Origin of the sequence: Cellulophaga sp. 20_2_10, assembly GCF_023476645.1 — a bacterium.
Classification (GTDB): domain Bacteria; phylum Bacteroidota; class Bacteroidia; order Flavobacteriales; family Flavobacteriaceae; genus Cellulophaga.
Map to the genome: position 1 here is coordinate 219,226 of NZ_JAMCOJ010000005.1, position 20,913 is coordinate 240,138.

Below are 20,913 nucleotides of genomic sequence, written 5' to 3' on the forward strand. Positions count from 1 at the left end.
GGACTACTATTTTTACTATTTTTTTTAAACGCATATTGTGTTTTAAAACTTAATCTACAAAAGCATCTATAAAATTAATAAAGTATGCTAAGCCATTTTTATGTCCTTCTTCTGGAGTATTTAAAATAACTTGACTACTAGATTTATTCCCCTTTAACTTACCTGTTGTGATTAAAAGGTCTTCTGTGTTACTTGTTAAAAAGTTTATTTTTCTTTTAAACTCTCTTGGCAATTCATTAACTGGTATCTGAGAAATTATATTTTTACCATTAACGTATGCTGCAGAAGTATTTTTACTAATATTTTTCTTATGTTCACTACTAACTCCACCTTTAAAACTACCATTTCTAATTGCTAATAACTGGTCTTTAGATGTTCCAAAAAACAACACTCCTTTGTTGTGCATTGCATACACATTTACAGGCACACTTCTTGGCGTATTAAACTTGTAAATACCGTTATCTACTGTCATTTCGTTTTCTTTAATAGCAATAGCCATAAGCTTGTTAAAGATACTTTCTCCATTAGACGTAGCCATAAAAATAAAATCTGGCACGACTTCTTCTTTAGTTTTCTCTATTGGAATTCTGTTGTAGTCTTCGTCATAATCATAGGTCGTATATGTTACTTGCTTTTTAGCAATATCATTTACCACAAACAACATATCTCCTCTAACCAATTCACCAATAGCTTCTTCATCTAAAAAGATTGACAAAACATCTGCGCCAAGTGGTACAAGTGTTGCCATTTCGTTATTAGAAGAGTTAGCAAACATTGACTTCATAAGTTTTGGATACTCTGTAAGTAAACCTTCTGTGCTAGCATTAACAGACATATAACCTAACATTTTATCCTCATTAAAATACTTAAAAAAGTCTTTGTTCATTTTACCATCATACATCGCTTTGGCGTGTTTAGCCATAGCATCGCTCATCGTATAATCTATATTTAAAACAGCACTAGTTTTGGTAAAGTCTAAAGTAGAAGATACAGAAGAGTTTCTATATAATTCCTCCACATTATACATGCCAAAAGTATTGGTAAAACCTCTAGTTAATACCAATTCCTGGTAAAGGTTCATAAAATCTCCTGCCCAAGCGTGTGCCTCAAAGTTTTGTTTTCCTAAACTAGCAACATAACTTTTATTACGTAAAATATTATTAGATGAGTGATCACCATGTATAAAAGCCTTTGCTTTTTGCAAATTAAGCACTTTTATTTTTTGAGTTTTAGCTATTCTCTTTGCTTCTCTTTCTTCGCGCTCTCTTTTGTAACGCTCCTCTCTTTTTTGGTAGTAATCCTCATTAGAGTATGCTGCATCTTCAGTAGATTCAATTACCGTTTCTTCAATTTCAACTTCTTCAACTTCTACAACCTCAATGGTTTCTTCTGCCTCTTCAACTTCCTCAACTTCTACTACCTCAACAGCTTCTTCTACAGCGTCCGCAGCGGCTTCTACTACTTCTTCAACCTCTACAGCATCACTATAATTATAATAGCCATAATCATCATCTTCGTTTGTATCCTCAGAAATAACCACAACAAGCATGCTATCATTCCAGGCTACAGTAATGCCGTCATAGTTGTCCTGTAAATATGTAATATCACCATCAGTCTTTATTTTCTCTGTACTGCTGTTATTCTTTTTTATTAGGCTATCAAAACCACTTTTAGAACGCAATGGAATAGCAAAGTAATTAGAAAAAACGCCTTTTTCTGCCTGTAAAAAGTAGTACGCATTTGCATTAAAATCTATACCCAAATCAGTAAGACTTGTTAAGTCACCATCTGATTCTCTAGTTAGTTCTCTTAGCATTTCTTTTCCTATTTTAGAGTTTTCAAACTCCTTAATAGAAAACAACTCTGTAACATTACTTCCTTTTATAGTGACAACCGCACTAGAGTTGGCGGGTATATTTTGTATTAAATCTTGTGCTTGTGCCGTATAGGCTGCACAACAAATGGTTAGGCTTAATAATAATTTTTTCATTCTTTTAATTGTTTATTAATTGTATGGTATTTTCTAAGGTTTGTTGGCCTGTTATTAAAGACAATGCAGGCACACGCATAAATACTGCCTTTTTATTTGGAGCTATTTTTGCACCTGAATTAGAAATGCTTTTTACAGGTGAATTAAATCTATATATTGTTGTGTAACTAGCATCGTTAAACACTTTCTTATCTTCTTGTTTAAGTGAATTAAATGTCTTTTTTACACTACCGTCGTATCTAAAATGTCTTTTAAATTGATGATTTGTATTATTGTATGAGAAGTTTGTAGTATTAAAGTTTGTTTTCTCTCTTTTATTCTGCTTGGTAATTAACTCTTTAAAAATTGAGTTTACATTCTCTACCGATTTAAAATTGCATGAAATTGAAAAGATATAATTATCAAAATCAACACTCTTTTCTATTTTAGAAATACCTTCTGTTTTACCGAGATGATCTATTGCATTTTTTATAGCTAAATTGATATCGTCCTTAGACGGCACCTTATAACCATTAACACTATCTAATAGCATTACAGAAGCTAACTTAGACTTACTCTTACTTAGATTGGCTGTAACTATTATACGGCCACTACCGTCTTTATTTAAGTTTATCTCTTCTAAAATCTCAAAACAACTTGTACACAACAACAATGAGCTAAACAAAAGTGTGTATGTAAATAGTTTTTTAAACATGTGTATTGTTGTAAAATTATAATAGTAAACTATATTTTTCCTTTAAAATTGTAATTAGAGCAAACTTTCTTAATTAGACTACCATTCGCTTTAAATGTTACTCTAATACAGAAATAACGTATTCCCAGTTTAATGCCTTAGCATATTCTAGTGCTGTTTTTCCCTTATTATTTTTAACTTCTTTATCTGCTCCTAAACTTAATAATATCTCTATGGTTTTTTTATTACCTGCAATTGCTTGCCTGTGTAAAACAGTAAAACCTTCTTCATCTACAGCCGTAACTTGGTCTGGATTTTCTTTAAAGAATTCTAAAAATTTATCACCCATATTTACACACATAGGATGCTCTATAAGGTTTTCTGGGTTTTCTTGCTGGTTATAAACAGTTAAAATGTTATTGTAATCACCAAAATCTAATCCCCAAGAACTATCATGTTGTGCTCTTGCTTCTTCACTCATATCAGAACGCAATGCGTGAACAGTATAACCACCATAGGTTTTACCTGAGATAGCGAGCAGCCAATCACTAATTTTATGTAAATCACAAGTAACTACATCTCCTTCAGACACATTTGTTAATTGTATCGGTTTATTTACTAGCACTCCGGTAACAGACTCTCCATTAAAATTAATATCGTTAACCCACATATACTCAATTGTAGGTTTTTCATCTCCTTCAAACATTTGCTCAAACGGAAACTTAACTATTGCTATACCATGAGCTGGCACTATACGCCTATGTTCCCAATATAATTCTCTCCAAAAAAACTTAAAAGTTTCCTGTGCTTTTTTATAAGCTACAGACATTTTATCGTTCTCTTTTACAAAAAAAACTTCTTGTTCTTTATTTTCTGATGTTGACATTGCGTTACTTTTTAATTGATACTGCAAAGATATTGCCAAAGCCATCTAGCCTATACCCTGTAAACCGTGAAAAGCTAACTTCTCGCTATTATCCAAAAAAAAACTCCGATTTAGAATCGGAGTTATTAATTTATACTTCTTTGTTATTATTTATTCGTCGTCTTTACTTGGTTCCATAACAAAAGTATCCATAAAGGCAGTGGTATAATTACCTGCCAAATAATCTGGATGATCCATTAATTGCCTATGAAAAGGAATTGTAGTTTTTACACCTTCAATTACAAATTCATCTAAAGCACGTTTCATTTTATTAATAGCCTCTTCTCTAGTTTGCGCAGTTGTAATTAACTTAGCAATCATAGAATCGTAATAAGGAGGTATCGTATAACCACTATAAACTGCAGTATCTAAACGTATACCATGACCACCTGGCGTATGTAGTGTCGTTATTTTTCCTGGAGAAGGTCTAAAATCGTTTCTAGGATCTTCTGCATTAATTCTACATTCTATAGAGTGTAATTTAGGAAAGTAGTTTTTACCAGAAATTGGCACACCACCTGCTACTAAAATTTGCTCACGTATTAAATCGTAATCTACTACCTGTTCTGTTATAGGATGCTCTACTTGTATTCTAGTATTCATCTCCATAAAGTAGAAGTTACGGTGTTTATCTACTAAAAATTCTATAGTACCTGCACCTTCATACTTAATAAATTCCGCAGCTTTAACCGCAGCTTCTCCCATATCTTTACGCAGCTGATCTGTCATAAATGGAGAAGGTGTTTCTTCTGTTAATTTTTGGTGACGTCTTTGTATAGAACAATCTCTTTCAGACAAGTGACATGCCTTACCGTATTGATCACCTACAATCTGTATCTCTATATGTCTAGGCTCTTCAATAAGCTTTTCCATATACATAGCACCATTACCAAAAGCAGCTGTTGCTTCTTGCACGGCACTTTCGTAAAGAGATTCCATTTTATCCTCAGACATAACAGCACGCATACCTTTACCACCACCACCTGCAGTTGCTTTTACCATAACAGGATACCCCATTTTTTTAGCAACTTTTTTAGCTTCAGCAACATCCTTAAGCAAACCTTCTGAACCAGGAATAGTTGGAACACCAGCTTTTTTCATAGTTTCTCTAGCACTAGCTTTATCTCCCATACGGTCAATATGCTCGCCAGATGCTCCTATAAACTTAATCTCATGCTCTGCACATATCTTTGAAAACTTAGAGTTTTCTGATAAAAACCCATATCCTGGGTGTATTGCATCTGCATTAGTAATTTCTGCTGCTGCAATTATATTCGGTATTTTCAAATAAGATTCACTACTAGAAGCAGGGCCAATACATACAGCCTCATCTGCAAACCTAACATGCAAGCTTTCTTCGTCTGCCTTAGAGTATACCGCTACCGTTTTAATCCCCATTTCTTTACAGGTCCTAATAATACGCAACGCTATCTCTCCTCTATTTGCAATAAGTATTTTTTTAAACATCTTATGAAATTTTAAATTTTAAATCCTAAATTCTAAAAAACTAAAAGTATTTAGTGTCTAAAATTCCTTATGATGGATCTACTAAGAATAAAGGTTGATCAAATTCTACCGGAGAAGAATCATCTACCAACACTTTTACAATTTTACCAGATACTTCTGATTCTATATCGTTAAAAAGTTTCATTGCTTCTATAACACAAAGAACATCTCCTTGACCAATAGTATCGCCAACTTCTACAAACACAGGTTTGTCTGGAGATGGTTTTCTATAAAAAGTACCAATAATTGGAGACTTTATAGTAATGTATTTAGCATCTTCGCTTTCTGCCGGAGCAGGTGCCGCTTCAGTTCCTGCCACCGGTGCAGGTGCTGCAGCTTGTCCCATATGAGGTTGCCCCATTGGTATCTGCTGTAAAATAGTAGTCTCTCCACCAGAGTTTAGTGCTCCTGTTCTAATGGTAATTTTAATGTCTTCCATTTCTAATTTAACTTCGCTAGCGCCAGATTTTGCAACGAACTTAATTAAACTCTGAATTTCTTTAATATCCATAAAAATTAGATTTTGTTTAGTTGTAAGTTTTTATATGTTTTATTAAGAGTTGTAGGCCCATTTTAAGTAAATAGAACCCCAAGTAAAGCCACCTCCAAAAGCAGCAAAAACAAGATTATCTCCCTTTTTTAATTGTTTCTCGTAATCTGCTAACAATAAAGGTAAAGTAGCAGATGTGGTATTACCGTATTTCTGAATATTCATCATTACCTTAGAAGAATCAACACCCATTCTACTAGCTGTAGCATCTATAATACGTTTGTTTGCTTGGTGCGGCACCAACCAATCTACGTCTTTTTCCTCTAAATTATTACGTTCCATTATTTTTGCAGAAACTTCTGCCATATTAGATACGGCATATTTATAAACAGATTTTCCGTCCTGGAAAACAAAGTGTTGTTTATTTTTTACTGTTTCTTCAGATGCTGGCAATAAAGATCCACCTGCATCAATTTTTAAAAAGTTTCTTCCGATACCATCAGACCTTAAGTACTCGTCTTGAAAACCTAAACCTTCTTCATTTGGCTCAAAAAGTGCAGCTCCTGCACCATCACCAAAAATGATACAAGTAGTTCTGTCTGTATAATCTAAAATAGAAGACATTTTATCTGCTCCTATTAATAGCACTTTCTTATACCTTCCAGATTCTATATAACTACTAGCTGTAGACATACCGTATAAGAAACTAGAACACGCAGCCTCTAAATCAAAAGCAAAAGCATTAGTTGCTCCTATTTCTGACGCTACAAATGCTGCTGTTGCCGCCACCTGTAAATCTGGCGTTGCAGTACCTACAATAACTAAGTCTATCTCCTTTGGATCTATACCTCTTTTTTGTATTAATTCTTCAGCTGCTTTAATTGCCATAAAAGAAGTTCCTTTACCCTCTCCTTTTAATATTCGCCTCTCTTTGATACCTGTTCTAGTGGTAATCCACTCATCATTTGTATCTACCATCGTTTCCAATTCCTTGTTAGTTAAAACAAAGTCAGGAACATACTTACCTACTGCAGTTATTGCCGCTGATATTTTACCCATATTAAAGTCTGATTTTTTTAATCAAAAAGTTTCAAAAAAGTCTAAAAATTATGGAAAATTAGTCAATTTTTATGACTTTTTACCAAAAGTGATTATTTTTTGACGAAAATTGATGAAAAATAAAAAAACCCTCACTTTTACGGTGAGAGTTTTGAATATTGTACAAAAATAGAATTAAGCTACTGCCTCTTCTGCTTTGTCAATTAAAATTTGTCCACGGTAGTATAATTTACCTTCGTGCCAGTGAGCTCTGTGAAACAAGTGAATTTCTCCTGTTGTTGCATCTTTTGCAAGTGTTGGAGCTACCGCTTTATAGTGCGTTCTTCTCTTGTCTCTTCTGGTTTTTGAAATTTTTCTCTTTGGATGTGCCATTATGAAACTTTATTTATCCGTTATTAATTTTTTTAATGCGTCCCACCTGGGATCAATATCTTCCTTATTTTCCTTCTCTTCCTTTGGTTGAAGTTCCTCCAACTTATCTACAGCCTCAGATCTTAAAGTTCCATCCATTACTCCTGGATGTATTCTTCTAGACGGCATGGCTAATACCAGCATTTCGTATAAATATTGCGAAATATCTACCTGGTAATCTCCGTGAGGTATTATCAGTATTTCTTCATTCTCATCATTATACTCGTCGCCAAACTTAACTACCAATTCTAATTCAGAATCTATAGCTTGGTCATAAGCTTCATTAGAAATATCACAAAAAACATTCACTGTCCCTTCTGCTCTCATCTCTAACTCCAACATTGTGCTTGTCTTATTTAACAACACCTCTATATGTATAGTAGCGCTATTAAACTCGTCGTACTCAAATGCTTCAAAGAACTTATTATCTATATTATACTCAAAACTGTGCTTTCCCTGTTTTAATCCAGAAAAAGGAATGGAAAACTCCTTTAGCTTCATCATAACAACACTATATTTAAAAGTACCAGCCTCCTTAAAGGCGGGTGCAAAGATATTATTTTTTTAATTAAACCCAACTATTTGTTGCAAATATATTACTACTTAATAGTTTAGGTATAGTTTTCGCCTATTTTCGGGGCTAATTATCTCTAAATCTAGAGGAAATATTTTATTCTTTTCGTTTTAAACGCTGCTTTTTTAATGGATTCTGCGTTAACTCCTTGTACTCTTCTCTGTTTTTAAAGATTTTTAGAGCTGTAAATACAGCCTCTTTAAAAGAACTATGATCAGCCTCTCCTTTACCCGCTATTTCATAAGCTGTTCCATGATCTGGAGATGTACGCACCTTACTTAACCCTGCAGTATAATTTACTCCTTTACCAAAAGACAATGTCTTAAAAGGTATTAAGCCTTGATCATGATATGCTGCTAAAATGGCGTCAAAATTAGAATATGCATCAGAACCAAAAAAACTGTCTGCGGAATACGGTCCAAAAACCATTTTACCTTGGTTTTTTAATTCTGTTATGGTTGGCTTTAAAACAGCATCGTCCTCTTTGCCTATAACACCATTGTCTCCACTATGTGGATTTATACCTAACAATGCTATTTTTGGTTTTTGTATTGCAAAATCTTCTATCAAAGAACGTTCTACAGTAGCAACCTTTTCTTTTATCAACTTAGCCGTAATAGCTTCAGCTACATCCTTTACTGCTATATGATCTGTTAACAAGCCCACTTTTAAAGAATCCGTTACCATAAACATTAGACTTTTACCATCTAATTCTTTTGCCAAATAATCTGTATGCCCTGGGAAATTAAACTCTTCAGACTGTATATTATTTTTATTTATAGGTGCTGTTACCAACACATCAATCTTATCTTCTTTTAATGCTTTTGTTGCCGCTTGCAAAGATTTTAACGCATACCTACCACTTTCTTCAGTTGCTTCACCAAATTTAGTGTTGGGCACCTCTTTCCATACATTAACTACATTAATTTTGCCATCTATTGCTTTTTCTGCATCTTGAATACCATTGTAATTAATGTTTAACTTTAATTCATTTTTTTGAAATGAAATGGTCTTGTTCGATGCAAAAATAACTGGAGTACAAAAATCTAGCATTCGGTTGTCTTCAAAAGTCTTTAAAACAACTTCACAGCCAATTCCGTTTAAATCGCCTATAGAAATTCCTACTTTAATTTTTTTGCCTTCTTGCATAATTCAACTGTATAATGTCTAAATTTACACCGCAAAACTACTTAATTAAAACGATATGTTTACTGGGATTATAGAAACTTTAGGGAAAGTAACCGCATTACGTAAAGAAGACAGCAATCTACACATTACTGTACAATCTACTTTAACACCAGAACTTAAGATAGACCAAAGTGTTGCCCACAATGGGGTTTGCCTTACAGTAGTTGCTATTGACAACGATACCTATACTGTTACTGCTATTGATGAAACATTACAAAAAACAAGTATTGGCTCCCTACAAGTTAATACTCCGGTAAATTTGGAGCGCGCAATGATCTTAGGAACAAGGTTAGACGGACATATAGTACAGGGCCACGTAGACCAAACTGCAATTTGCACTGCTATTGAAGAACAAGATGGTAGTTGGGTTTTTAATTTTGAGTATGACCCCAATTATAACAATGTAACTATTGAAAAAGGTTCTATTACTATAGACGGTACTAGCTTAACTGTTTTTAACTCCGGAAAAAATACATTTAGTGTAGCTATAATTCCGTATACGTTTGAAAACACTGTTTTTAACACCTATAAAGTTGGTACTGTTGTAAACCTTGAGTTTGATGTTATTGGAAAATATGTAGCTAAGCTAATTGCCAAATAAGCGAGCCTCTTCTAACGATTTTCATATAAAAAGCCGTGTATATATCTTTTAGACCTATACACGGCTTCGTCTTTTTGTTTACAAAATGTCTGTTTTCATTTTATTCCAAGCTTTTATTAAGAATAAACCAGCTACAATTGCAATGACTGTAAATATAATTCCTTTCATTGTTTCTCCGTAAATCCAATATCCAGTTGCAAACATACAAGTGTAGATTAACACGCAACCTAACACCATAGCACCTATACCAGATGGTACACTCCATTTTTCGTTAGGGTTTACGATATCTACATTGTCTGCTTTAGCATCTATTACCACCTTTTCCCAACCAGGGCCTCCTGGTTGAATTTTTTTATAAAAACTATTTAATACGTCTTTAGATTCTGGCTTGGTCATAAAGGTAGCTACCACCCATATTATGGTAGTTACAAGTACCACAAATGGTATTTCAAACCAATCTGGGAAAACACCTGTTTCTGTAGCAAAAAGATAGTTTCCAAGAGGAGTTACTTTTAAGAGTATAGATAATATTCCAGATGCAAACATGGCTGTAATCTCTGTCCATGCATTAATTCGCCACCAGAACCATCGTAAAATAAAAATTAACCCTGTACCGGCACCAAAAAGAAGTAACATATCAAAAACCTCCATTGCATTTTGCATTAACAATGCTAAACATGCACTTAGTATCATTAATATCACTGTAGAAATTCTACCAACTGCTACTAATTTTTTTTCTGATGCCTTAGGATTAACCTGTTGCTTGTAAAAATCGTAGACAATATAAGAAGACCCCCAGTTAAGTTGCGTAGAAATAGTACTCATATAAGCCGCTATTAAAGAGGCTAGCACCAAACCTAAAAGTCCGCTTGGTAATTTTGTTAGCATTGCCGGATACGCTAAATCGTGCCCCAACTTATCTGCCGCAATATTAGGAAAAGCTTCTGATATACTTGCTATATCTGGATAAACAACTATAGACGCCAATGCTACTAAAATCCATGGCCAAGGACGTAATGCATAATGCATAATATTAAAAAAGAATGTTGCCCCTATTGCATGGTTTGCGTCTTTGGCCGCCAACATACGTTGCGCAATATAACCACCCCCTCCTGGCTCCGCTCCTGGATACCAAGAACTCCACCATTGTACAGCTAAGGGTATAACCAATAAGGTAATCACTGCCTTTGTATTACTAAAATCTGGTAAAATAGAAAGTTTTCCTTTTACATTTTCGTGCGCAAGCAATTTTGCAACACCACCAACTTCTGGTAAGTTAACCAAGTAATAAGCTGCACCTATAGCTCCCCCCATTGCTACAAAGAACAATAGAAAATCTGTATAAACTACACCTTTAAAACCACCTAACGCACTAAAAGTAACTGTTATTAAACCTGCGCTTACTACTGTTTGCCAAGGCTCTAAACCAAGCATTATTCCTCCAATTTTTATAGCTGCTAATGTTACAGCAGACATTGTAATCACATTAAAAATAACTCCTAGATATATTGCTCTAAATTTTCTTAAAAAACTGGCTGGCTTGCCACCATATCGTAATTCATAAAATTCTAAATCTGTATTTACATTAGACTTACGCCATAGTTTTGCATAAACAAAAACGGTTAGCATACCCGTAATTAAAAAAGCCCACCAAACCCAGTTACCAGAAACACCATCTGTTCTAACAATATCTGTTACTAAATTGGGCGTATCTGTAGAAAATGTTGTAGCCACCATAGAAAGCCCCAACAACCACCAAGGCATTGTTCTCCCTGATAAAAAATATTCCGACGAACTTTTTCCTGATTTTTTAGAAACCACAATTCCAATACCCAAAACAATTGTAAAAAAAACAATGATTAGGGTGTAATCTAACGTACTTAATTCCATTTTTTAGTCGTTGGTTAATTAGTAAAGATATTATTTTTTACAATACTTTTGCCTTTTTTAGCTAAACGCCAATTATGGGTCTATTAATAACAACAGATATTTCTACAACTGCTTGGATATTGGCATTTACTGCCGTATTTGTTATGGGCGTTTCTAAATCTGGATTAAAAGGTATTTCTATTATTGTAGTTACGATTATGGCTTTAGCTTTTGGAACTAAAGCGTCTACTGGTTTGCTAGTTCCATTATTAGTTGTTGGCGATATTTTTGCGGTTATATACTACAGCAAACACGCACAATGGAAATATATCATTAAGTTTTTACCTTGGATGATTGCAGGAATACTCATTGGAGTTATTGTTGGTAAAGATTTACCCGAAACTACATTTAAGTATTGTATGGGTGCCATTATATTACTTACCGTAATTATGATGCTTTGGTGGGATCAAAAAAAATCTAAAAATGTACCTACACATTGGGCATTTGCAGGATCAATGGGCCTACTAGCAGGGATAACCACAATGATTGGTAATCTTGCAGGTTCTTTTTCTAACATTTACTTTTTAGCAATGCGCTTACCTAAAAAACAATTTATAGGGACAGCTGCTTGGCTTTTTTTAATAACAAACATTTTTAAACTACCATTCCACTTTTTTGTGTGGAAAACAATTACCACAGATACGCTATTATTAAACCTAAAACTTTTACCAGGAATTTTTATTGGTTTTATAGTTGGTACATTTTTAGTAAAGCATATTAAAGACAAGTATTACAGAAAAATGATATTAATACTTACGGCTATAGGTGCTTTATTAATCTTGGCACGATAAACTATTGCTTTTTTACTCAATAGTGTTATATTGAAATTATTGCTCGTAAACATACAATCTTAAATTTTGAATGTCCCCTATGAAAAATTTAACCTCATTTATTCTATTTCTTTTTATTGGCGGCCTATCTATGGTTGGCCAAAACCTATATCCGCCTATACATAACTATAAAATATTTGATTATAACGCAGCCAGCAATAACTGGGGGTTATCTACCAGTGAAGATGGCGAATTATTCTCTGCCAATAATGCGGGCCTTCTACATTTTAATGGCGAAGAATGGAAACTTAATACTCTGCCTAGTAAAACCACCATACGTTCTGTTGCCGCGATAAAAGATAAAATATATACAGGTTCTTATGAAGAATTTGGTTTTTGGAAAAAAGACAGTTTAGGTCTTTTACAGTACACCTCTTTAACGCACCTAATTAAAAATCACGAATTTACTAGTGAAGAATTTTGGCAAATTATCCCTTTTAAAAATACTATTATTTTTAGATCTTTCTCCAAGGTCTACGTTTACAAAGACAATAAAATAACAGTTGTAAAATCAGACATTATTGTAAATAATATTACCGTACACAATAACAAAATAATTGTAGCTGGTGGCGAAGATGGTCTATTTTGGCTTAACGGAGAAACCCTAGAAATACTACCATTAAAGAATAGTTTTTCTTTTGCAGATAAAACGGTTGTAGATATGGTAACATTTAACAACGGTTTATTAATAGGTACCAAATTAAGTGGTTGTTACTATATAAAAGATGGTGTAATTACAGAGTGGAGCAGTACCATTAATGATACACTAAAACAGCATCAACTAAATAAAATAGTAGTTCTAGATCAAAACAATATTGCCTTTGGCACTATAAAAAACGGACTCTTTTTATATAACGAATTTACAAAAACATATAAAAGTATAAATAGAGAAGTTGGCCTACAAAACAACACCATTTTAGCAATGATTGTGTTTAAAAACCAATTGTGGCTGGGTTTAGATAATGGTATAGACCACATACAACTAGACCACCCAATTACATATTACACAGATTTTACGGGTGTTTTAGGTACTGTTTATGACATTGCTACTTACAACAACAAAGTATACTTGGGTTCTAATACTGGATTGTATTATGTAGACAATAATGAACTACACTTTGTAAAAGGCACTCAAGGTCACGTTTGGGATATTGCGGTAGTAGATAACGAACTTTTCTGCGGGCACAATACAGGAACATTTAAACTAAATGAAGACGGAGTAACAAAAGTATCTAACATTTCTGGAGGTTATCAAATAGAAAAAATACCAGAAAGAAACTCTTCATTCTTACAAGGTACATATACCGGCATCGCAAAATACTCAAAAGACGATACTAACAACTGGCTTGTTACAAAATTAAAAGGTTTTGATTTACCTGTAAAAAAGCTATGTTTTGAAGACGATAAAACACTTTGGGTGGCCCACCCATATAAAGGTTTTTACAAACTTAAATTAAACAGTACGTATGATTCTGTACTTAGCGTCAAAGAATACAATGGAGATAATGCTCCTAATAAATACAATGTAAAATTGTATAATATTAAAAATCAGATTGTGTTTTACAGCCAAGGAGATTGGTTTAAATATGATCCCATTTTAGATAAGATTGTAACGTTAAAAGAGTTTGATTCTTTTAAGAACAATGAGCTGTTATACTACAACAATGATCATTTTTGGTTTATAGATAATGAAAAAAGTAAAAAAATAACTTATACCAATTTTAAGGAAGACAATATTATTATTGAAAACCAGAGCTTAAAAAAGAGGATCATTCCTGAAGCAGAAAACATCATTAAAGTAAACGATTCTACCTATTACTTTTCGCTTGTAGATGGCTACAGCAAAATAAACTTTAACAAACTTAATTCTCAACTAAAAGACAACAATAGACTGCCAACTCCTAAGCTTATTAGCTTTAAAGGCAAGCAAAACGCCTATGCTATAAGCACCAAAAATATTACATTACCCTATAAAGACGCCAGGAACATTACGCTAAAAATTGCTTCTCCCGGTATAATACACCCCAAGTACTACTATAGTTTAGATGGAAAAAATGCTCAGTTTGCTGAATTGGATAAAGGGTTTATTTCTTTTCAGAATCTTAGTTATGGCGATTATACATTAGAAGTTTTTGGCGTTGGCATAGACAATAAGAAGTCTGCTCCAAATAGCATCAACTTTACCATAAAAGCACCTTGGTATTTATCTGTGCCTGCACTATTAATTTACTGTTTGCTTGTAATTGCCGCAATAATTGTCATCAGAAAATATAATAAATACAAGCTAAATTTAAAACACAACAAACTAAAAGAGCTTTTACAAAAAGAACAAGATGAAAAAATTGCACTACTAGAAAAAGAAAAGCTAGCTAAAGAAATAAAACTTAAACAGAAAGAATTAGCGAATACCACCTTAAATATTGCCAAAAAGAACGAGATAATCCTAGATGTAAAAACATTGTTGGTCCAGAATAAAGACAAGTTTACCAATCAACAGCGTTATAAATCTTTTATGAAAAGATTAAACAATTCTGTAAACAACAAAGAGGATTGGAAACGCTTTGAGATGAACTTTAAAGAACTACATAGCGACTTTTTTGAAAACCTATTAAAGCAATATCCGAAGCTTACTCCTAAAGATTTAAAACTCTGCGCATACCTTAAAATGAACCTATCTACTAAGGAAATTGCACCACTAATGGCTATTACAATTAGGGGTGTAGAGATACATCGTTACCGTTTACGTAAAAAGTTAAATATAGATAGCTCAGAAAACATATCTAACTACCTAATCACCTTTAAATAAAGGTTTTTCTGTCATAAACAGCTTAACAATTACATAACATACGGTACATCATTACTACATCAAACTGTTAAAACGGATTAAAAAATACTGTAGCAGCACTACTGCAAACCACACTATTGGTGGTTTATAGCGCATATACTACTTTGATGTAGTTTTTATGTAGTTGCTAAAACCTCTGCAAACACACTGTTTTATTAATTTAGTAAAAATCTAACTCAATTTTTAATGTATTATGAAAATACTCAATCAAATATTATTAATATGCTTTATTCTGCTAGGTACAACAGCCTACGCACAAGAGAGTATTGCCGTTAAAGGGCAAGTATTAGATAATGATGGTATGCCTTTATTAGGCGCTAGCATTGTTATTAAAGGTACAACAACAGGAACACAGACAGATTTTGATGGTAACTACCAACTAAACTCCGTTCCTACTAACGCAACTTTAGTCGTTAGTTATATTGGTTTTATTACTTCAGAAATTGCTGTAAATAATAAGACCTCTATAAATGTAACATTACAAGAAGATGCCGAGTCTTTAGATGAGGTTGTTGTAATTGGTTACGGAGAAATGAAATCTAAAGATTTAACCTCAGCTATTACAACTATTAAAGCAGATGAATTAGCAGCAGTACCAACAGGATCTGCTATGCAAGCAATGCAAGGTAAAGTTGCAGGTATGCAAGTTGTAAGTAGTGGTTCTCCCGGACAAGGACCTACTATTAGAGTAAGAGGTATAGGATCTTACAACACAGGTGCCTCTGCTCCTTTATATGTTGTGGATGGTATGTTTTTTGACAATATAGATTTCCTAAACACATCAGACATAACATCCATTTCTGTTTTAAAAGATGCTTCTGCGTCTGCTATTTATGGCGTTAGAGCTGCTAACGGTGTTGTTTTAATAGAAACTAAATCTGGTGCTTTTAACAAAAAAGCAGAAATTACATATGATGGCTACACAGGTTTTCAAATAGCACAAAACGTATTAAAAGTTGCTAACGCAGAACAGTTTACTACATTGGCCTTGGAATCTGGCTCTGCACCAGATGCAGAGTTTATTTTAAATGCTATGCAACGTTATGGCCGTAGTAGAGTAAACCCAAATGTGCCAAATGTAAATACAGATTGGTACGATGAGATTATTAGACCAGCTATAATTCAGAACCACAGTATAGGTATTACTGGTGGTAGTGATGATGTTAGCTACTCTGTTGGTGCTAATTATTTTGGTCAACAAGGTATTCTTAAAATGAAAAACGAATACGAGCGTTTTAACCTAAGAAGTAAAATAGAATTCAAGGCTAACGACAGATTAAGAGTAGGTGCAAATACTGTAATTAGTAACGCTACAAGATATGATGGCGAAAACTCTGCTTGGCGTTCTGCTTATTTTGCAGTTCCTATTTTACCTGTTTATGATGCAAACCTTGCGAACAACCCAAACGTTTTCCCTACAAACTACGCTAATGCACAGGACCTAGGCTACAGAGGTGGTCAAAACCCTTTTCCCCTTTTAGATTTTAATGAAAACAGAACAAAAATTAGAAATGTACTTGCTAATTTTTATGCCGAATTAGACGTAATACCTACTAAACTTAAGTTTAAAACTGCATACAACCATAATTACCAAACATTTGAAACTAGAAATCTGGGACTTCCATATTTTATAGGCAATGGTTTTCAGAGGCAAGATGCTTCTTTATCTAAAAGTAACACAACAATATCTAACCAAATTTGGGATAACACATTAACCTATAAAGAATCTTTTGGCAACCACAACTTAACTGTTTTAGCTGGTACCTCTTTTAGAGACGAATCTTTTCAATCTTTAAGAGCAACAGGCTTAAATTTTCCTTTAACAGGTGAAGAAGCATATTACCTGGATCAGGCACAAACTATTGTAGAAAATAGTGTTGGTGATGGTGGTGCAAGAGAATACGGATTCTCTTATTTTAGTAGAGTTTCCTATAACTATGATGATAAATACCTTCTTTATGGAACCTTTAGAGCAGACGGAACTAATAAATACCAAGAAAAATGGGGTTACTTCCCTACTATTGGTGCTGGTTGGGTACTGTCTGAAGAATCTTTTATGCAAAATAACGGTATTTTCGATTTTCTTAAACTACGTGCAAGTTGGGGTAAATTAGGGAACGATAATGTTGCCGGCAGTAATGGCTCTATTACTTCTACTGTCGTTACTACTGCTTTAGGAGACACTATGTTTAGTGGTTTAAACACAGGAAGTGATTTTACTTCTTTAAAATGGGAAGTAACAGAAGAAACTAATGTTGGTATTAATGCTAACTTCTTAAATAATAACTTATCTCTAGAAGCAGATTATTACGTTAGAGATACTAAAGATGCTGTTATACCAGTACAAAGACCTTTAATTCCAGGTACAACTAGACAAAACGTTGGAGAGATAAGAAACTCTGGTTTTGAAATGTCATTAAACTGGAATAAAAAAGTATCTGATGATTTTAGTTATTCTATTGGCGGTAATTTTTCTACCCTAAAAAATGAAGTTTTAGATCTTAACGGACAATCATATATAGATGCTGGATCAGCAGAATTTCGTCAACGTTCTATAGTGGGCGAACCTCTTTTTGCTTTTTATGGACGTGAAATTGCTGGTGTTTACCAGAATGAAGCAGAGATATTAGCAGATCCTGTAGCTGTAGCAAACAACTTAGTTCCTGGCGATTTTAAATATAAAGAAAACGGTGGTGACCCAACTACTATTGATGATGATGACCGCGTAGTTTTAGGATCTTACCTACCAACATACTCTTATGGTTTTAACTTTGGCTTTAACTATAAAAACTTTGACTTTACAGCCACAGCTTCTGGACAAGGTGGTAACAAAATACTTAACCGTAAAAGATTAGAAGTAATTTTTACTAGTGATACGAACTGGGATAGAGATTTTGCTGTAAACCGTTGGCACGGAGAAGGAACAACAAACTCGTACCCATCCTCTGCTGCTACACGCAAAGGTTGGAACCAGAAACTGAACGATTACTACGTAGAAGACGGAGATTATTTTAGAATTCAGAATATAACTCTTGGGTATACCATTAATAAAGATGGTAAAATGAAAGATTTTCCTAAAACACGTATTTACTTAACAGCAGAAAAACCTTTAACCATATTTGGTTACAACGGGTTTAGCCCTGAGGTTGCTGACGGTGTAGATAACCAAACATACCCAATCCCAGCTGTATTTACAATGGGAGTTAACATTAAAATATAAGACTTATGAAACTGTATAAAAAACACATTTCACCTTTATTTTTACTAGCCGTAGTTGCCTTAGTATTTGTTGGGTGTTCAGACAAGTTAGACGAGCCACAGGAAAATAATAATTTTGCTGGTGGTACAGATTTTACAAAAACCCAGGATATGATTTTATCTGTCATTGGTGTTTACGATGCTTTTCAGTCTCGTGGATGGGAGCAGCCTTTACTAATCTCTGTTCGTGGAGACGATGTTAATGCTGGTGGTTTAGGAGATCAACAAGATTTCTCAGAAACAGATCTTTTTAATTACAACAAAGATTATTGGATGTACAATTCGCTTTGGGAAAACGTATATGTAGATGTTATTACGGCACATACAGCTATGGAACAAATAGCGCGTTACCAAGAGTTTGCAGATGCAGATGGTGTAGATAAGGCAAATCAATACACTGCAGAATCTAAAGTACTTAGAGCAATGATGCTTTTTCAAATATCTCAGGTTTGGGGAGACGTTTTTATCCCAGAATCGTCTGATACTGGTGCTCTTTTAAGTGTAACAGAATTACCTACTAAGGATCAGGTTATGCAGCATTTATCTGATCAAATGGACGAAGCTATTCCGTTTTTACCAGATATGAGACCTAACGAACGCACAGATATACCTGGTGGTGTAACTAAGTATACTGCTCTTGCTATAAAAGCATTGGCAAATCAAGAACTTAAAAACTACCCAGCTGTTGCTTCTGCTACAGGACAAATTATAAACTCTGGTAAGTTTAGTTTATTCTCAGATTATTACGAGCTTTTTAAAACGCCTGGTAAGTTAAGTGACGAGAGTATTTTAGATTTACAATATTCAGATTTCGGACAAGGAGAAGGTGATCGTGAAGGTCATTTATTACAACCTTACGGACCACAAAACTGGACACCTGCTGTTACTGGTGCGGGTTCTGGATGGGGATTTTATGAGCCTAGCATCAAGTTTATTAAATTTATGTTAGATCGTGGAGAAGCTGTTCGTTTAGAAACCAGCGTATTATTTACAGACCGCGGTATTGCCGAGCTTCAAACAGACCCAGCTTATGCTAGTTTACCAAGTTTTGTAAACAACACTACAAGAGATGGTGATATAATCGAGGACTATGCTAGAGCACTTTTCTCTAGTGGTAAACACTATTTACCATCAAACCAACTAATAGAAGGCAGAACAGAATACGGTAGTAACAAAAACTACAGTGTTATACGTTATGCAGAAATTTTATTAATGTACGCAGAAGCCGTAACACAAGGAGCACCTGCAACTTCTATTAGTGCAGATAATGCGGTAAACATTGTGAGACAAAGAGCTGGTATGCCATCACTTACTGGCGTAACATTAGATAATGTCTTAGATGAAAAATTTGCAGAACTAGGAATGGAATGGGGTAAACGCTATTATGATATGGTTAGACTAGGTAGATTTAATGAGCTAAGCTACGACGGAAGGACTTTTTCTGAAGACAAAATTTACCTTCCTTATCCACAACCACAAGTAGATCAATTTCCAATATTAGGAAACCCATCAAACTAAAAACAAAAAGCAATGAAAAATTTAAAATACATCGTAATCTGTATGGTTACTGCATTATTTTTCTATTCTTGTGATCAAGGTATAGATAATATTACACAAGTAGTTGCAGGCGCAGATGAAACTGCTCCGGTAGTTAAAATAAATTACCCTACAGAGGGCACAAGAATAAGAGTGGTTGAAGATGTAACATCTATAACTATAGATTTTGAAGTTACAGATGATATAGAGGTTGCTTCTATTGATGTTGCTGTAGACAATACTACAATTCAGTCTTTCTCTAGTTTTAAAGATTATAGAAGGGTTTTAATAGATGATCTTGTTTTTGATAATTTAGTTGATGGTACACATAAGCTAACTATTACGGCTCTAGATTTAGAAGGTAAAACTACAGAGGTATCAACAAATTTTGAAAAAGAACCTCCATATAAGCCATTATACGACGGTGAGACTTTTTATATGCCTTTTGATGGTGATTACTTAGAGCTTATTACGTTAACTGAAGCAACAAAAGTAGGTACACCTAATTTTGCTGGTGAAAGTGTTATAGGCACCAATGCATATGCGGGTTCCACAGATACTTACCTAAACTATTCTACAGAAAATTTAATAGGTGGCACAGGGTTTACCGCTACATTTTGGTATAAACTAAATGCAACGCCAGACAGGGCGGGGATATTAGTAATGGGACCACCTGACACAGAAAATGCAGGATTCCCAGATGTTCAAAACCTAAGAACAAGTGGTTTTAGATTCTTTAGAGAAGGAAGCCCAGATAGGCAAGAATTTAAATTGATCGTAGGTAATGGTTCTGCAGATATTTGGTTTGGCGGTGGAGATAATACAGCTATAGCAGCATCAAGTGGTGAATGGGTGCAAATTGCTTTTACGATTTCAGATACTAGATGTGTTATTTATTTTGATGGAGAATTAGTTGCTGAAGGTGATTTTTCTGGAATAGATTGGACAGGTTGTGATATTCTATCAATTGCTTCAGGCGCACCAAGGTTTACTGAATGGGGACATCTATCGGATCAAAGTTTTATAGACGAATTACGCCTATACAACAAAGCACTTACACAAGAAGAAATACAGTCTATTAGAGACGCAGATTTATAA

Annotated in this window: 16 protein-coding genes; 6 read left to right on the forward strand and 10 right to left on the reverse strand. The window is 34.1% G+C overall.

Annotation, left to right across the window (positions count from 1 at the left end; all coding sequences use genetic code 11):
- Nucleotides 1–49: 49 nt before the first annotated feature.
- The 9 genes from M4I21_RS11695 to pdxA form a co-directional block, all read right to left on the reverse strand.
- Entirely contained in the window at nt 50–1,990 is a 1,941-nt protein-coding gene (locus M4I21_RS11695) for a DUF4836 family protein (RefSeq protein WP_249559345.1), read from the reverse strand.
- A 4-nt stretch (nt 1,991–1,994) separates the two neighbouring features.
- The gene (locus tag M4I21_RS11700) at nt 1,995–2,684 is read right to left on the reverse strand and encodes a hypothetical protein (protein WP_249559346.1); all 690 of its coding nucleotides are present in this window, start codon (nt 2,682–2,684) and stop codon (nt 1,995–1,997) included.
- Nucleotides 2,685–2,781: 97 nt separating this feature from the next.
- A complete protein-coding gene (locus M4I21_RS11705) occupies nt 2,782–3,549 on the reverse strand; it encodes a DUF2314 domain-containing protein (protein ID WP_249559347.1) in 768 nt (255 codons plus the stop codon).
- A gap of 150 nt (nt 3,550–3,699) precedes the next feature.
- Nucleotides 3,700–5,055, reverse strand: coding sequence for an acetyl-CoA carboxylase biotin carboxylase subunit (accC, locus tag M4I21_RS11710; RefSeq protein ID WP_249559348.1), 1,356 nt, complete (start codon nt 5,053–5,055; stop codon nt 3,700–3,702).
- Between the two features lie 67 nt (nt 5,056–5,122).
- A complete protein-coding gene (gene accB / locus M4I21_RS11715; RefSeq protein WP_249559349.1) occupies nt 5,123–5,605 on the reverse strand; it encodes an acetyl-CoA carboxylase biotin carboxyl carrier protein in 483 nt (160 codons plus the stop codon).
- 42 nt (nt 5,606–5,647) lie between these two features.
- Entirely contained in the window at nt 5,648–6,643 is a 996-nt protein-coding gene (locus tag M4I21_RS11720) for a beta-ketoacyl-ACP synthase III (protein ID WP_249559350.1), read from the reverse strand.
- Between the two features lie 174 nt (nt 6,644–6,817).
- Nucleotides 6,818–7,015, reverse strand: a complete 198-nt coding sequence (rpmF, locus tag M4I21_RS11725) for a 50S ribosomal protein L32 (protein ID WP_072303994.1) — start codon at nt 7,013–7,015, stop codon at nt 6,818–6,820.
- 9 nt (nt 7,016–7,024) lie between these two features.
- Nucleotides 7,025–7,558 (reverse strand): YceD family protein, encoded by a 534-nt coding sequence (locus M4I21_RS11730; protein WP_249559351.1) that lies wholly within the window; start codon nt 7,556–7,558, stop codon nt 7,025–7,027.
- A 166-nt stretch (nt 7,559–7,724) separates the two neighbouring features.
- On the reverse strand, nt 7,725–8,777 hold the full coding sequence (gene pdxA, locus M4I21_RS11735; RefSeq protein ID WP_249559352.1) for a 4-hydroxythreonine-4-phosphate dehydrogenase PdxA: 1,053 nt from the start codon (nt 8,775–8,777) through the stop codon (nt 7,725–7,727).
- A gap of 55 nt (nt 8,778–8,832) precedes the next feature.
- On the opposite strand from pdxA, the gene M4I21_RS11740 reads away from it, so the two are divergent.
- Nucleotides 8,833–9,417 carry a riboflavin synthase gene (locus M4I21_RS11740; protein ID WP_249559353.1) on the forward strand — a complete coding sequence of 195 codons (585 nt, stop codon included), beginning with the start codon at nt 8,833–8,835 and terminating at the stop codon, nt 9,415–9,417.
- Between the two features lie 78 nt (nt 9,418–9,495).
- Here M4I21_RS11740 and M4I21_RS11745 read toward each other — a convergent pair whose 3' ends face one another.
- Nucleotides 9,496–11,307: a sodium:solute symporter family protein gene (locus M4I21_RS11745; protein ID WP_249559354.1), complete on the reverse strand. Its 1,812-nt coding sequence runs from the start codon at nt 11,305–11,307 to the stop codon at nt 9,496–9,498.
- 74 nt (nt 11,308–11,381) lie between these two features.
- Between M4I21_RS11745 and M4I21_RS11750 the strand changes: the two genes are divergently transcribed.
- The 5 genes from M4I21_RS11750 to M4I21_RS11770 all read left to right on the forward strand — a co-directional run bounded on the left by M4I21_RS11750 (nt 11,382) and on the right by M4I21_RS11770 (nt 20,913).
- Nucleotides 11,382–12,137, forward strand: a complete 756-nt coding sequence (locus M4I21_RS11750) for a sulfite exporter TauE/SafE family protein (protein WP_249559355.1) — start codon at nt 11,382–11,384, stop codon at nt 12,135–12,137.
- A gap of 79 nt (nt 12,138–12,216) precedes the next feature.
- Nucleotides 12,217–14,982 (forward strand): helix-turn-helix and ligand-binding sensor domain-containing protein, encoded by a 2,766-nt coding sequence (locus M4I21_RS11755; protein WP_249559356.1) that lies wholly within the window; start codon nt 12,217–12,219, stop codon nt 14,980–14,982.
- Between the two features lie 232 nt (nt 14,983–15,214).
- A complete protein-coding gene (locus M4I21_RS11760) occupies nt 15,215–18,241 on the forward strand; it encodes a SusC/RagA family TonB-linked outer membrane protein (RefSeq protein WP_249559357.1) in 3,027 nt (1,008 codons plus the stop codon).
- A 5-nt stretch (nt 18,242–18,246) separates the two neighbouring features.
- Nucleotides 18,247–19,797, forward strand: coding sequence for a RagB/SusD family nutrient uptake outer membrane protein (locus tag M4I21_RS11765; RefSeq protein ID WP_249559358.1), 1,551 nt, complete (start codon nt 18,247–18,249; stop codon nt 19,795–19,797).
- Between the two features lie 12 nt (nt 19,798–19,809).
- The gene (locus M4I21_RS11770; protein ID WP_249559360.1) at nt 19,810–20,913 is read left to right on the forward strand and encodes a LamG-like jellyroll fold domain-containing protein; all 1,104 of its coding nucleotides are present in this window, start codon (nt 19,810–19,812) and stop codon (nt 20,911–20,913) included.

Bases quoted from the DNA above. Each gene is read 5' to 3' on its own strand.
- M4I21_RS11695 (WP_249559345.1), bottom strand. From the start codon at position 1,990: ATGAAAAAATTATTATTAAGCCTAACCATTTGTTGTGCAGCCTATACG.
- M4I21_RS11700 (WP_249559346.1), bottom strand. From the start codon at position 2,684: ATGTTTAAAAAACTATTTACATACACACTTTTGTTTAGCTCATTGTTG.
- M4I21_RS11705 (WP_249559347.1), bottom strand. From the start codon at position 3,549: ATGTCAACATCAGAAAATAAAGAACAAGAAGTTTTTTTTGTAAAAGAG.
- accC (WP_249559348.1), bottom strand. From the start codon at position 5,055: ATGTTTAAAAAAATACTTATTGCAAATAGAGGAGAGATAGCGTTGCGT.
- accB (WP_249559349.1), bottom strand. From the start codon at position 5,605: ATGGATATTAAAGAAATTCAGAGTTTAATTAAGTTCGTTGCAAAATCT.
- M4I21_RS11720 (WP_249559350.1), bottom strand. From the start codon at position 6,643: ATGGGTAAAATATCAGCGGCAATAACTGCAGTAGGTAAGTATGTTCCT.
- rpmF (WP_072303994.1), bottom strand. From the start codon at position 7,015: ATGGCACATCCAAAGAGAAAAATTTCAAAAACCAGAAGAGACAAGAGA.
- M4I21_RS11730 (WP_249559351.1), bottom strand. From the start codon at position 7,558: ATGATGAAGCTAAAGGAGTTTTCCATTCCTTTTTCTGGATTAAAACAG.
- pdxA (WP_249559352.1), bottom strand. From the start codon at position 8,777: ATGCAAGAAGGCAAAAAAATTAAAGTAGGAATTTCTATAGGCGATTTA.
- M4I21_RS11740 (WP_249559353.1), top strand. From the start codon at position 8,833: ATGTTTACTGGGATTATAGAAACTTTAGGGAAAGTAACCGCATTACGT.
- M4I21_RS11745 (WP_249559354.1), bottom strand. From the start codon at position 11,307: ATGGAATTAAGTACGTTAGATTACACCCTAATCATTGTTTTTTTTACA.
- M4I21_RS11750 (WP_249559355.1), top strand. From the start codon at position 11,382: ATGGGTCTATTAATAACAACAGATATTTCTACAACTGCTTGGATATTG.
- M4I21_RS11755 (WP_249559356.1), top strand. From the start codon at position 12,217: ATGAAAAATTTAACCTCATTTATTCTATTTCTTTTTATTGGCGGCCTA.
- M4I21_RS11760 (WP_249559357.1), top strand. From the start codon at position 15,215: ATGAAAATACTCAATCAAATATTATTAATATGCTTTATTCTGCTAGGT.
- M4I21_RS11765 (WP_249559358.1), top strand. From the start codon at position 18,247: ATGAAACTGTATAAAAAACACATTTCACCTTTATTTTTACTAGCCGTA.
- M4I21_RS11770 (WP_249559360.1), top strand. From the start codon at position 19,810: ATGAAAAATTTAAAATACATCGTAATCTGTATGGTTACTGCATTATTT.